This is a genomic window from Corynebacterium comes (assembly GCF_009734405.1).
Taxonomy (GTDB): Bacteria; Actinomycetota; Actinomycetes; order Mycobacteriales; family Mycobacteriaceae; genus Corynebacterium; species Corynebacterium comes.
Genome location: NZ_CP046453.1, coordinates 1,021,412 through 1,035,092 on the forward strand (window position 1 = coordinate 1,021,412; position 13,681 = coordinate 1,035,092).

The 13,681-nt window shown below is 67.7% G+C and carries 8 protein-coding genes; 3 read left to right on the top strand and 5 right to left on the bottom strand.

The annotated features are described in order from the left end of the window. Window positions 1-80: 80 nt before the first annotated feature. From CETAM_RS05045 to CETAM_RS05060, 4 genes are all read right to left on the bottom strand, one after another. Entirely contained in the window at window positions 81-3,830 is a 3,750-nt protein-coding gene (locus tag CETAM_RS05045; RefSeq protein WP_156227580.1) for a multifunctional oxoglutarate decarboxylase/oxoglutarate dehydrogenase thiamine pyrophosphate-binding subunit/dihydrolipoyllysine-residue succinyltransferase subunit, read from the bottom strand. Between the two features lie 124 nt (window positions 3,831-3,954). Further along, window positions 3,955-7,686 (bottom strand): ABC transporter ATP-binding protein, encoded by a 3,732-nt coding sequence (locus tag CETAM_RS05050; protein WP_197085800.1) that lies wholly within the window; start codon window positions 7,684-7,686, stop codon window positions 3,955-3,957. Beyond that, window positions 7,687-8,454, bottom strand: a complete 768-nt coding sequence (locus tag CETAM_RS05055; RefSeq protein ID WP_231587589.1) for a hypothetical protein — start codon at window positions 8,452-8,454, stop codon at window positions 7,687-7,689. Between the two features lie 89 nt (window positions 8,455-8,543). Continuing rightward, the gene (locus CETAM_RS05060) at window positions 8,544-9,356 is read right to left on the bottom strand and encodes a shikimate 5-dehydrogenase (protein ID WP_156227582.1); all 813 of its coding nucleotides are present in this window, start codon (window positions 9,354-9,356) and stop codon (window positions 8,544-8,546) included. A gap of 19 nt (window positions 9,357-9,375) precedes the next feature. On the opposite strand from CETAM_RS05060, the gene CETAM_RS05065 reads away from it, so the two are divergent. From CETAM_RS05065 to CETAM_RS05075, 3 genes are all read left to right on the top strand, one after another. After that, window positions 9,376-10,953: a carboxylesterase/lipase family protein gene (locus CETAM_RS05065; protein ID WP_156227584.1), complete on the top strand. Its 1,578-nt coding sequence runs from the start codon at window positions 9,376-9,378 to the stop codon at window positions 10,951-10,953. A gap of 120 nt (window positions 10,954-11,073) precedes the next feature. Beyond that, window positions 11,074-11,964, top strand: a complete 891-nt coding sequence (locus CETAM_RS05070; RefSeq protein WP_156227586.1) for a hypothetical protein — start codon at window positions 11,074-11,076, stop codon at window positions 11,962-11,964. A 63-nt stretch (window positions 11,965-12,027) separates the two neighbouring features. Beyond that, window positions 12,028-13,104 carry a serine hydrolase domain-containing protein gene (locus CETAM_RS05075; RefSeq protein ID WP_197085801.1) on the top strand — a complete coding sequence of 359 codons (1,077 nt, stop codon included), beginning with the start codon at window positions 12,028-12,030 and terminating at the stop codon, window positions 13,102-13,104. A 42-nt stretch (window positions 13,105-13,146) separates the two neighbouring features. On the opposite strand, the gene CETAM_RS05080 is transcribed toward CETAM_RS05075, so the two are convergent. Then, entirely contained in the window at window positions 13,147-13,623 is a 477-nt protein-coding gene (locus CETAM_RS05080) for a hypothetical protein (RefSeq protein ID WP_156227590.1), read from the bottom strand. Window positions 13,624-13,681: the final 58 nt, after the last annotated feature.

Here is a 13,681-nt window from a genome sequence, read left to right on the forward strand (position 1 = left end):
CGGTGGCGGAGAGGCGTCAGAGATAAGGAAACCGCCCCCGCTCCGGTGGAACCGGGGCGGGGGCGGCGTGGAGAAGCAGTCTAGGCGAATGCTTCGTCGAGCAGCTGAGCCTGCTCAAGCTGGTGGACCTTGGCCACACCGGTCGCGGTCGAGGACTGCGCGCGGCGGGAGATGCGGCGCATCTCCGGCATACCCGGAATCAGGTTGCGCAGGTGCTCGTTGTAGAACGGCCACGGGCCCTGGTTGGCCGGCTCGTCCTGCACGAAGCGGATCTCGGTGACGTTCGGGAAGTGATCGAACGCCTCACGCAGACGGTTGAACGGGATCGGGTGCAGCATCTCGATGCGCACGATCGCGACGTCGTCGCGCTTGTCCTTCACGCGGCGCTTCTCCAGCTCGTAGTAGACCTTGCCGGAGCACAGGAGGATGGTGGTCACCTTGTCGGTGTCACCGACCTTGTTGCCCTCCAGGTCAACCAGATTCGGGTCGTTGTAGACCGACTGGAAGCTCTTGACCTCGGTGAAGTCCTCGACGGAGGAAGCTGCGTCCTTGAGGCGCAGCATCGACTTCGGGGTGAAGACGACCAGCGGGCGCTTCATCGTGCCCAGCGCGTGACGGCGCAGCAGGTGGAAGTGGTTCGCCGGGGTGGTCGGCTGCGCCACGGTCATGGAACCCTCGGCGCACAGCTGCAGGAAGCGCTCGATGCGGGCGGAGGAGTGGTCCGGGCCCTGGCCCTCGTAGCCGTGCGGCAGGAGGAGGATCAGGCCGGAGGTCTCGCCCCACTTGGCTTCACCGGAGGAGACGTACTCGTCGATGATGGTCTGCGCACCGTTGGCGAAGTCACCGAACTGCGCCTCCCAGGCGACGACCGCGTCCTGGTTGCCCACGGTGTAGCCGTACTCGAAGCCCATGCCGGCGTACTCGGTCAGAGCGGAGTTGTAGACCATGAACTTGCCTTCGCCCTTGGACTGGGCCAGTTCGTGCAGCGGGTTGTACTCCTGACCGGTGCGCGGGTCGACAGGAACGGCATGGCGCTGGGTGAAGGTACCACGACGGGAATCCTCACCGGCCAGACGGACGAGCCGGCCGGAGTTCGCCAGGGAACCGAAGGCGATGAGCTCGCCCCAGCCCCAGTCGATGCCACCCTCCTTGACGGCGGCGGCGCGCTTCTTGGCCACCGGCGCGACACGCGGGTGGAACTCGAAGCCCTCCGGTGCGGTCGAGTAGGCGTGGCCGATCTCGAGGAGTTCCGCGCGGGAGATGGATGTGTCCAGGCCGCGGGTCAGCTCCTGTGAGGAGGTGATGCCGGTCTGCTCCTGCGGGCCGGCCTTCTCCGATTCCTTCACCTCGTTGAAGACGGACTCCATCTGGTCGTGGAAGTCCCGTGCGGCCTTCTCGGCGTCCTCGGCGGAGAGGTCGCCACGGCCGACGAGGTCGTCGGTGTAGCGGGCTCGGACGGACTTGCGGTCGCTGATGATCTCGTACATCTGCGGCTGGGTCATCGACGGGTCGTCGGCCTCGTTGTGACCGCGGCGGCGGTAGCAGATGAGGTCGATGAAGACGTCCTTGCCGAAGCGGCGGCGGTACTCGGTGGCCAGCTGGCCGACCCACACGACCGCCTCCGGGTCGTCACCGTTGACGTGGAAGACCGGGGTGTCGAAGCCCTTGGCCAGGTCGGTGGCGTAGTGGGTGGAGCGGGAGGAGTCCGGGGTGGTGGTGAAGCCGATCTGGTTGTTCACCACGATGTGGATGGTGCCGCCGACGGTGTAGCCGCGCAGGCCGGCGATGTTGATGGTCTCCTGGACGATGCCCAGGCCGGCGAAGGATGCGTCACCGTGGAGCATGATCGGCATGACGGTGAAGCCGTCATCGCCCTTGTCCAGCAGGTCCTGCTTGGCGCGGGCGATACCCACCATGACCGGATCGACGGCCTCGAGGTGGGACGGGTTGGCGGTCAGTGAGACCGTGATCTCGCCGTCGCCGAACATCTGGAGGTGGCGACCCTGGGAGCCGAGGTGGTACTTCACGTCACCGGAGCCACCGATCTGGCCCTGGGTCATGTTGCCCTCGAACTCGTTGAAGATGGTGGCCAGCGGCTTACCCACGATGTTGAACAGGACGTTGAGACGACCACGGTGGGGCATGCCGATGACGACCTCGTCGAGGCCCTGGCCTGCGGCGGTGTCGATGGCGGCGTCCATCAGCGGGATGAGTGCCTCGGCGCCCTCGAGGGAGAAGCGCTTCTGGCCGACGTACTTGGTCTGCAGGAAGTTCTCGAAGGCCTCTGCGGCGTTGAGCTTCTGCAGGATGTACTTCTGCTCGGCGTTGGTCGGCTTGGGCATGCCGGCCTCGAGGCGGTCCCGGAGCCATTCGCGCTCGTCGCGGTCGAGGATGTGGGTGTACTCGGTGCCGACCTTGAGGGTGTAGGCGGCGCGCAGGCGGGCGAGCACCTCGCGCAGGGTCATGACCTCCTTGTCGCCGAAGCCACCGACGTGGAAGAGGCGGTCGAGGTCCCAGATGGTCAGACCGTGGGTGGCGATGTCCAGATCGCGGTGATCCGGGATCGGCATGCCCGGCTGGTGCCATTGCAGCGGGTTGGTGTCGGCGATGAGGTGACCGCGGGAACGGTAGGCCTCGATGAGCTGCATGACACGGGTGTTCTTGTCGATGCCGCGGTTCGGCAGGTCCTGGGCCCAACGCATCGGAACGTAGGGGACGTTCATGCGGTCGAAGATGTGGTCCCAGAACTTGTCGTCGATGAGCAGCTGCGACATGGTGCGCAGGAACTCGCCGGACTCTGCACCCTGGATGACGCGGTGGTCGTAGGTGGAGGTGATGGTGACGAGCTTGCCCACACCCAGCTCTCCCAGGCGGTCCTCGGAGGCGCCGGCGAACTCGGCCGGGTAATCCATGGATCCGACACCGATGATGGTGCCCTGACCCTTGGTCAGACGCGGGACGGAGTGGCGGGTACCGATGCCGCCCGGGTTGGTCAGCGAGACGGTGACGCCCTGGTAATCGTCGAGGGTCAGCTTGCCGACCCGGGAGCGGGAGACGATGTCCTCGTAGGCCTCGACGAATTCGTCGAAGGACATGTCCTCGGTCTCCTTGATGGCGGCGACCACGAGAGCGCGGGAGCCGTCCTTCTGCGGGAGATCGATGGCCAGACCGATGTTGATGTGGTCCGGGGTGACCACGGAGGGCTTGCCGTCGACGACGTCATAGGAGACGTTCATGTCCGGGTGGGCCTGGATCGCCTTCGCCATGGCGAAGCCGATGATGTGGGTGAAGGAGATCTTGCCGCCACGGGTCCGGGCCAGGTGGTCGTTGACCATGGCGCGGTTCTCGAACATCAGCTTCACCGGCATGTCGCGGACCGAGGTCGCGGTGGGGACCTCGAGCGACTCGTCCATGTTCTTGGCGATGGCCTTGAACATGCCGCGCAGTGCCTTGGCGCCGGGCTCCGGCTTCGGCGTCGCTGCGGCGCGGTCGATGGGGGACACCGTCTTCTTCTGCGCCCGGGGTGCCGGGGAAGCCTTCTCGGCGGTGGCCTTAGCGGCCTTGGTCTGCTCCGTCACAGCGGTCTCACGCTTCTTCGGCTTGTCGGATCCGATGGGGCCTGCAGACGGGACCGAGACGGGCTCGGGCTGCGTCTCGGCCTTCGGCTTGGCCTGCTCTGCCTTGGGTGCAGTTCCAGTGGACACCGGGGCGCCGTCCTTCTCGAACAGCTCCCGCCATTCCTTGTCCACGGACTGGGGGTCCTTCTGGAACTGCTGGAACATCTCGTCTACCAGCCACTCGTTCGGGCCGAAAGTACTTGCGCTGCTCACGGCAGATGCTCGCCTCTTTTCATTGCTACTTGTTGCAGTCGTCTAGCTAACAGTAATCGTCCATTACAGGGTAGCGTGTCGTCACCCTGCACCATCCACTGCTGGGGGCGTTTCTCCACCCCCGTTAAAGGTGGGCACGCCACAGTCCGGCGTACACGCCCTTCCGGTTCAGCAGCTCGTGGTGGGAGCCGTCCTCGATGATACGTCCCCCGTCGATGACGAGGATCCGGTCGGCCCTCGCTGCGGTGGCCAGACGGTGAGCCACGACCACGGAGGTTCGGCCCCGGGTGATCCGGTCGGAGGCGTCCAGCACAGCAGCCTCGGTGGCCGGGTCGAGGGTGGCGGTCGCTTCGTCGAGAAGCATCACGTCGGGGCGCAGGAGCTCCGCCCGGGCGAGCGCGATGAGCTGACGTTGACCGGAGGACAGCCCCCGGCCCCGCTCGCCCACACTGTGACGGAAGCCCCCCGGAATGCCCGCAATGATATCGAGCGCACCGATGCGTCGGACGGCCTCCTCGACGTCCTTCTCTGCCGCATCGGGCAGCCCGTAGGAGATGTTCTCCGCGACGGTGCCGATGAACAGGTGCGCCTCCTGCGGTACCTGCGCGATCGCACGGCGCCAGGGTCTGAGGGGAAACTCGCGCAGATCGGTGCCGCTGGCGGTGACGCGCCCCTCGACGGGGTCGTAGAACCGGGCCAGCAGCTTCACCACGGTCGACTTGCCGGCACCCGTCGGGCCGACCAGTGCGACGGTGCTGCCCGGGGCGATCACCACGTCCAGGCCGGAGGCCACGAGCTGCCCCTCCGGGCTGTAGGCGAAGGAGACGTTCTCCAGTGCGAGGGGGCCGCGGGCGGCTGCCGCCGTGTCGGTGTCCGAGCGCTCACCCGTGTCTGTCACGGCGGGGCGTTCGGCGAGCAGGTCGGTGATGCGGCGGAAGCCGACGGCGGCCTGCTGCCAGGAATCGAAGATCTGGCCGAGCTGCTGGATGGGACCGTAGAGCTGGGCCAGGTACATGACGAACGCGACGAGCACGCCGGCGGTGAGCTCCCCGTCGGCGACGCGTGTCGCGCCGACGCCGAGGACCAGCGCCGTGGTGATCTGGGAGATCGCGTTGACGCCGGGGAAGTAGACGGCGACGGCGAGCTGCGCGCGGACACGGAGGCGTCGGTACTGCTCGGACCGGGACTCGAACTCCGCGAGGGCGCCGGGGGTGCGGCCGTGCATCTGGGCGGTACGCAGGCCGTTGATGTTCTCCTGGAACGAGGCGTTGACCGAGCTGACCTGCTCGCGGGCCAGGGTGTACAGGCGGGAGGAGATCCGGCGGAAGATCAGGGTGGCCAGCACGATCACCGGGATCGCGGCCACCGCCACCACCGAGAGTCCGGCGTCGGTCCAGGCGAGCATCGCGATGATGCCCACCAGCGTGCCCACCGAGACGATCGACTGCGCCAGGCCGGTCTGCAGGAAGGAGCTGAGGGTGTCGATGTCGGTGGTCATGCGCGTCATGATCCGACCGGAGAGGTTCGTCTCGTAGTAGCTCATCGACAGTCGCTGCAGGTGCGCGTAGCTGCGCAGCCGCAGACCGTAGAGCAGCCTCTCGCCGGTCCGTGAGGTGAGGACGATCAGCGCGGTGGCGGCCGCCCAGCTCACCGCGACCATGACCAGTCCGCCGCCGGCGATCCACCACAGCGTGCTCAGCGAACCGGCGCCCACGCCGTCATCCACCGCCCAGCGCATGAGGGTGGGGAAGGTCAGGTCGGTGAACACGCCCACCAGCAGCAGTCCGATCACCGCGAGGATCAGCCAACGCACGGCGAGGAAGAGGTCGCGCACCCTGAACCCGGCGCGGTCGGAGCGCAGCCGCGCGGTGTCCAGGCGGGGTTGTTCTTCGGCGGGCGGGAGTTTCTCCACGCGCGCCAGCAGCTCCGGTGTGGCCGTGATCGCGCCCATCCCACGCCCCCCGCCCATGCCGCCGCCGGGGCGGCCACCGATGGCGCCGGAGGTGTCGGTGATGTGCTCGGTGTGCTCGGCCCGGATGTTCTCCGGCCACAGCTGCCCGCGGGTGGGCTCCGGGATGGCGGAGCGGTCCGGCAGCGGAGTGGGGGAGGGATCCATGATGGCGGTGAACCGGGGGTCGTCGGCGAGTGCCAGGTGATCGCCGGTGACGGTGATGCGGCCGGCGTCGATGATGGCGACGCGCTCGGCCAGATCCAGGGTGGACTGGCGGTGGGCGACGGCGAGCACGGTGACGTCGGCAAGCTCCTCGCGCAGACCTGTGAGGATGCGGGCCTCGGTGGCGGCGTCGATGGCGGAGGTGGCGTCGTCGAGGATGAGCACGCGCGGGCGGGCCAGCAGTGCCCGGGCGAGGGCGATGCGCTGGCGCTGGCCGCCGGACAGGGTGAGTCCGCGTTCGCCCACGACGGTATCGAAGCCCTCGGGGAGACGGTCGATGAATTCGGTGGCCTGGGCCAGGTCGGCGGCGTGGCGGATCTCCTCCTCGGTGGCTGCCGAACCCATGGCGATGTTGTCGCGGATGGAGGAGGAATAGAGGAAAGCCTCGTCGAAGACGCACGTGACGGCGGCACGCAGGTCCCCGCGCGTGAGGTCGCGGTAGTGGAACTCGCGGCCCTCGGGAGTGGTCAGTGCCAGGGAACCGGAGTCAGGCCGGTAGAAACCGCCGACCAGCTGTACCGCCATCGACTTGCCGGAACCGGCCGGGCCGATGAGTGCGAGGGTCTCGCCGGGCGCGATGTCCAGGGTGGTGCCGTCGAGGACCTTGTGCCCCTGGGTGGAGAACTCCACGCCCGTCAGCCGCAGCCCGAGCGGACCCTCGGGCAGGGGCACCGGGTCGGCGGGGTCCGGATCCTGCGGCGCCAGGTCCAGGATCTCGGCGATCCGGTCGAGGGAGGCCAGTCCCATCTGGAAGGTGACGATCATCCCGGAGAGCATCCCCACGATCTGGGTCAGCGACGTCAGATAGACGGAGAAGGCGAAGAAGGTGCCCACGGTGATGTCACCCCGCAGCACCAGCCAGCCGCCCAGCACGATGTTGAGCACCAGCGCCAGCTGCGGCAGGTTACGCAGCAGGGGCTGGAATCGGGCCTGCAGTTTCGCGGCCCGCATCTTCGCGGCGTAGAGCGTGCGGCCCAGGGCGTCCAGGCGGTCGACCTCGCGGTCCTCCTGGGCGAAGGCCTTGACCACGCGCACGCCGGTGACGGTCTGCTCGACATGGGTGGCCAGGTCGGCGGTGGCCTGCTGGGACACCCAGGTCGCGGCGTACACGGAGCGCCGGGAGATCACCGCGAGGCCCACGACGAGTGGGAGGAAGGCCAGGGCGAAGACCGTGAGCAGGGGGGAGACCCACAGCATGACGCCCACGGTGATCAGCAGCTGCACCACCATGCCCAGGGCCCATGGCCCCATGGCGACGAGCCCCTGGGTGGCGTTGAGGTCGGAGATCGAGCGGGACACCACCTGGCCGGTGACGATCTGGTCCTGGCCGGGGCCGTCGAGACGCTGCAGCCGGTCGAGGAGCTTCACCCGCAGTGTGTGCTGGGTGTCGATGGACAAGCGGCCCGCGGTGTATCTGCGCAGGAACTGGCTCAGATACCGGGCCAGGGCCACCACGATGAGCACCGCGATGATGGCCTGCAGCGGTTCCAGCTGCGGGAGTGCCCGGGTCGCGGGCGATTCGGTGGCGGCGCCCGTGGCCACGTCCACCGCCGAGCCGGTCAGCAGCGGGATGAGGACCTCGAACACCGTGGCCGCGATGGTGGACACCAGGGTGACGGCGGTGATTCCGCGGCGTTCCCGCAGCGCGGCGGCCAGTTCCCGGGTGCCGGAGTGTCGCGCCACCTACTTCACCGGTGTGGCGAAGCTCGCCGGGACCATCCCGAGGGATTCGCGGGCGTTGGCGATGACGGCCTTGCTCAGCTTGCGGTTCGCGATGGTGCCCACCACCGCGCCGATGCCCAGCGGCATGATCTTGCCCAGCCAGGCCTTGCGGAAACGTCTGGTCAGCTGCTTCACCGCGGTGCGGACGAGGCTGTTGTTCATCTCCGTGAGCTTCGGGGCGGAGAAGCGCGCCACCGCGGAGATCGTCGGCGCGCCCTTCGTCTTGCCGATGTCTCCCACGAACGTATCGACGATCGCCGTTCCCTTGGCCCCCAGCAGCGCCACCAGGATGAGCGCCTTGCGGCGCTCCTTCCCGGAGATGTCGATGCCCCGCAGGTGGGCGCTGGCCATGGTGTACCAGGCGGCGGCATCGAGGAAGACGAGGGATTCCGCGCTGATGGCGGCGGCACCCATGAAGAATCCGATGCCGGGGATTGCGGCGGCGGCGCCTGCACCCGCACCTGAACCGGTGGCGATGCGCAGGAAGTGCTTGTCGATGAGCTCCTGAATCTCCGCCGGCGGGGCCTCCGGGTTCCTCTTCCGCAGGAAGTCCACGTAGCCGGTGATGGCCGAGGACTGGATCGACACCGCCTTGTCCAGGGCGGAGATGAGCATCCGGCCGGCTGGGCCGGCGTTCTGCTCCAGCGCAGCGGGATCGGAACCCAGGCCGTCGATGAGGACCTGCTGCGGCGTCTCCGCCGGAGTTCTCCTGGACTTCATGAGGGCCATGGTTGCTCCTTGAGGGTTGGCTATTGTCTGATTCTAATCAATTTCACAGAGACAAACTCCGGGGGACGGCGGATTGTTCCCCGGTCGGGTCACGGCTGGTTCGCGTAGACCTCGGCCGCCTCGACCTGCTCCGAGGTGGGACGCACGCCCGTGTACAGGGCGAACTGCTCGGCTGCCTGGAGTGCCACGACCTCGCCGCCGTTGATGGTGGGGGTGCCCAGACGCTCGGCGGCCCGGATCAGCGGGGTGCGGACCGGGTAGGCCACGACGTCGAACACCATCGCCGCCGAGGCGATCGAATCGTCGGTGAAGGCCTGGGCATGTTCCTTGTCGCCGTACATGCCCAGCGGGGTCACGTTGACCAGCAGACCGGCCTCCGCCGGCACCTCGGCGGAGTAGTCCCAGCCGACACGGGACGCCAGGGACGGGCCCGTCTCATGGTTGCGGGCGACCACGGTGCCCTGCATGCCGTGATCGGCCAGGGCCGCGACGACGGCGTTGGCCATGCCGCCGGAACCGCGCACCGCGACGGGCAGGGAAGGATCCACCGCGTGGGACTTCAGCAGCGAGGCCACCGCGACGTAGTCGGTGTTGTAGCCGACCAGTTCGCCGTCGGTGTTGACGATCGTGTTGACGGCGCCGATGCGGGAGGCGGAGGGATCGAGGACGTCGATCAGCGGGATGACGGCCTGCTTGTAGGGCATGGACACGCCCGCCCCGCGGATGTCCAGGCCGCGGATGCCGGCGACGGCCGCGGTGATGTCGGTCGGGGCGACCGCCTTGTAGAGGTAGTTGAGGCCCAGTGTGTCGTAGAGCCAGTTGTGGAACCGGACCCCGTGATTGCTGGGCCGGGCGGCCAGAGAGATACACAGTATCGTTTCGCGGTCGACGTAGTTCACCATGCTCACTACCGTAGTAGGTATGACCTCGCTCGACATCCCTGGACCACAGGTCCGCACCACCGCCGGAATGGTGAAGGGGCTGGTGGATGAGCAGCTGGGTATCCGGACCTGGCGTGGCGTGCCCTTCGGGGCCAGCACCGGTGGCGACAACCGCTTCCGCGCGCCGCGACGCCCCCGGCACTGGCGCGGCGTGCGCGACGCCACCACTTTCGGCCCCCCGGCACCGCAGCCGACGTACTCGTGGACCGACCGGGTCATCGGCTCGGAGAACTGCCTGCACCTGGACATCGTGCGCCCCGACACCGATGACGAGCTGCCGGTGGTCGTCTACCTGCACGGCGGTTCCTTCATCATGGGTTCCTCCCACGAACCGTTGCTGCGCGGCTACGAGTTCGCGAAGTCGGTCGACTGTGTCTACGTGTCGGTGAACTTCCGCCTCGGAGCGCTGGGATACCTGGATCTGCGCAGCCTCGACGAGGACTGCGTGGCCAATCCGGCGCTCCGCGACCAGCTGCTGGCGCTCAAGTGGGTGCAGGCGAACATCGCCCAGTTCGGTGGCGACCCTGACCGGGTGACGCTGATGGGGGAGTCCGCGGGCGGAGCTGCGGCGGCCACGCTCATGGCCGTTCCCTCCGCTGCGGGCCTCTTCCACCGGGCGATCGTCCAGTCCCCGCCGATGACCATGATCCATTCCCGCGCGCAGGCGACCCTCTGGGCGCGTGAGCTGGTCTACCAGATGGCGCTGCCCAGGCTGACCACGCTGGCGGACCTGCGTGCCGAGCACCCGTACGATCTGGTGCGCGCCGGGCAGTCGATGATGTGGCGGGGCCGGGAGCTCCAGCACCTGAACACCACCTACGCACCCACGGTGGACGGCACCCTCCTCCTGGACCATCCGCTCTCGGTCTTCGACAGCGGCGATCAGGTCAAGGTGCCCCTGCTGGTGGGGACGAACTCGGATGAGACGAGCTTCTCCAAGTTCTTCTACATGCGCACCTCCGCGCGCTCCCGCGCCGCGCTCCGGCTGCTCAGCGCGTTCGACCCCGAGGAGGCGTCCTATGTGTTGTCCGCCTACGACGGTGCCCGGGACCGCGCGCAGTTCGCCGACCTGCTTGCCGACGCCCTCTTCTGGGCCCCGTCCGTCCGCCTCGCCACCGACCACAACCCCCTGGCGCCGACCTGGATGTACCGCTTCGACTACGCCCCCGCCGCCCTGCGCTGGCTCGGACTGGGCGCGATGCACTCCCTGGAGCTGACGGCCATTTTCGGGGACCCGGGGGCGTCGAGAACCTCCGGGCTGGCGCGCTTCGGCGGCATGGAGGGGATGGCGGAGCTGACCGACGTCATGCAGTACCACTGGGGCCATTTCATCCATCACGGCCGACCTGGTGATGACTGGCCCGCCTACCAGCCGCCCACCGACACCGCGCCGGCCCGGGCGACGATGGTCTTCGACGCGCCCGCGCGGGTGGAGCACGACCCGAAGGCGGGGAAGCGTCGGGCCTGGGCCGACTATGACATGACCGAATGGGGCCACGGCAGGCCCGAGCTGCTGGAGGAGCTGGGTCTGCTCATCAGTACCGAGCTGGGCCGTTAGCGATTCTCCCGTGCGAGTCGGTGGGCAGGACTTCTGCCACGAGGCTAGGCTGGTTCCGGATTGCCGTAGGCGGTCGTCGAGTTAGAGAACCGGGTTCACATGGAAGGACACCTAACACTCATGAGCTTCTTCGAGGACATTGCCACCGCACTGGACACCGAGGGCATCGAGTCGCGCGTGCATGATGAAACCATGTTCGTGCCCATCACCTCTGATCTGGAGATCCAGTTCCAGGAGATCGACCCCCACATGCCGGCAGCCAATGTCTACATCGCCGCAGCCGACGTCGATGAGGACGACGAGAACTTCGAGGCCGTGCTGGTCTCCGTCGTCTTCTCCGTCGAGGACGCCGTGGCCACCGTCGGCCGCCACGTGGCCACCGATCAGGTGGTCACCGTCCTGCGCGACCTGCTTGAAGGCACCGACGAGCGCATCGGTGACCTGGAGTTCTACCAGGATGCACTCAATGCGAACCTGGTGCGGGCCGAGGTCGGACAGAACTCCGAGCTGCAGGTGCTCGTCGAGGTCATGGAGGGTGTGCCCACCGCCGTCGTCCAGTTCGTCGCCGTCGGCGAGTCCTTCGAGGACCTCATCGACCAGGCCATCGACGAACTCTGGGAGTCCGACGGTGAAGCCCAGCTCACCGAGGAGGACCGCCAGCGGATGTTCACCGACCTTTCCGCGGAGGTGGAGATCGCCACGGAGGAGGTGCTCGACCTCGGTGTCTTCACCGACTTCGACCGGCTTTTCGACGTCATCTCCCTCGCCGCCGATCAGGCCGATGACTGGGAGGAGCAGCTCGTTCCCTTCGACGTGGACGAGTTCGAGGAGCCGGACGTCTACGACATCTTCGGCGCCGACGAGGAGGACGATGACGACCTCGATGAGGACGATGACGAGGACGACGCCGACTTCGAGGACCTGGACGGCGAGGACGATCTCGATCCGGATGATGACACCGACGAGGACGACGAAGACGACGCGGATTTCGGCGACGTCCGCGTCCAGTAGCTGAGTCCGGGGCTCATCGCCCGGTGGAATACATAGTGGTGGGTTGACAGGGAGTGGTTCTTGGTGGCTTTGTCGCGGGTCCGTGGCAGTATCGTCCGCGCGCGTCAACGCCCTCCGCTGGAGGAGCGGCTGGCCGCGGTGGACAGGAAGGTCGACGGACTGCCCAAGCTGGGTGACGTCGCCGTGGTTCTGGAGCGTGCCGACGGCTCCCTCCGTCACACCCACACCACCGGCCACCTTGATCCGGAGTCCCGCTTCGCCGCGGGTTCCGTGAGCAAGCTGTTCACCCACGCCATCATCTTCCGCCTCATCGACGCGGGGCGTCTCAGCTACGACACCCTCGTCGCCTCGCGCGTGGCGGCACACTCGCTCGACGGGCTGCACGTCATCCGGGGGGAGGACTACGGTGCGGAGCTGACCGTCCGGCACCTCATCGACCACACCTCCGGTCTGGCGAGCTGGGAGGACACCCGGGATCCGGGAGGGCGCAGCGTCATCGAGCAGATAGTTGACTGGGACCGGGTGGTCAGCGTCGACGAGCAGATGGAGATCGCCGCCCGGGTGGGTGCGAAATTCCCGCCGGGCCACGGAAACCGGGCGCACTACTCGGACCTCAACGCCGAGCTTCTGTCGCAGGTGGCGCAGCACACCACGGGCCGGACGTTCCAGGAGCTGGCCAACCGGTACATCATCACCCCGCTGGGTCTGGAGCATACGACGTTCGTGGTGCCCGGGCGGCATGACTACGCGGAGGTCCGCACCCCGAAACACCCGGTCTGGTCATCGCGTTACCTGTCCAGCTCGCCGGCGTCCGGCGGCGTGGTTTCCACCGCCAACGACCTGATGACCTTCATCCGCGCCTTCCACACCGGCCAGATCTTCGACCATGCCCACATCCAGGACCCGCAGCTGCGCCGCATCCAGCACCGGCCTCTGCGCTACGGCTCCGGCATGATGGCGATGAGCCTGCCCAAGGCGCTGAGCCCGCTGGTCCCTGCCCCGCTGATCCTGGGGCACACGGGCGTACACGGGGCCTTCGCCTTCTACTGCCCCTCGCGCTCGGCCTTCATCGCGGGGTCGATCACCTCCATCGTGACCTCGCCTTTCGACCTGATCTACCGCTACCTCGACGCGTTGTAACCCGGCAGGTGAGGTGCTCCCACCCCCTGAAAGCTCTGCGGCTCAGGCCGCCTGCGAGAAGCCGAAGAACAGGGAGGCGGGGGAGTGGACGGGCACGAAGTGGGCGTCGACAAGCCAGACGAAGGTGGCGGCATGTCCGCTGGAGACCTCATGGACGGCGTCGATGAGGGCGTCATCGATGAGCGCGCGGACCCAGCCTTCCGCGGTCACCGGGTCGACCGCGCCGTGTTGGTCGGTGATGCGGACGGTGATCAGATAGGCGGGCGCGCGGTCCTCGCCCGAGCCTGAAGCGAAACCGAGGACGCGGGCCTTGACCCGTTCGCCGACGCGGTGACGGGTGAGCGTCATGGTGAGGGAGCCGCCGGGCAGCGCCTTGCTCGGTGGCCGCCAGTTGGCTTGGGGGCGGGCGAGGGAGCGTGGGTGGTGGATCATGGAGTGCAGGTCCCGGAGCGTGGTGGCCTCGTGGGCGCGAAGGGTCAGGGCGATGGAGGGCGGGGTGCTGAGGTGATTGATGTTCATGACCCGCAGACTAAAACCGCCGACCAACACACCTGTTTTACATATAGAACATATATGC

What these genes read in the sequence shown, in the direction of transcription:
- CETAM_RS05055 (WP_231587589.1), bottom strand. Translation starts at nt 8,454, where the DNA reads ATGGCCCTCATGAAGTCCAGGAGAACTCCGGCGGAGACGCCGCAGCAG.
- CETAM_RS05060 (WP_156227582.1), bottom strand. Translation starts at nt 9,356, where the DNA reads ATGGTGAACTACGTCGACCGCGAAACGATACTGTGTATCTCTCTGGCC.
- CETAM_RS05065 (WP_156227584.1), top strand. Translation starts at nt 9,376, where the DNA reads ATGACCTCGCTCGACATCCCTGGACCACAGGTCCGCACCACCGCCGGA.
- CETAM_RS05070 (WP_156227586.1), top strand. Translation starts at nt 11,074, where the DNA reads ATGAGCTTCTTCGAGGACATTGCCACCGCACTGGACACCGAGGGCATC.
- CETAM_RS05080 (WP_156227590.1), bottom strand. Translation starts at nt 13,623, where the DNA reads ATGAACATCAATCACCTCAGCACCCCGCCCTCCATCGCCCTGACCCTT.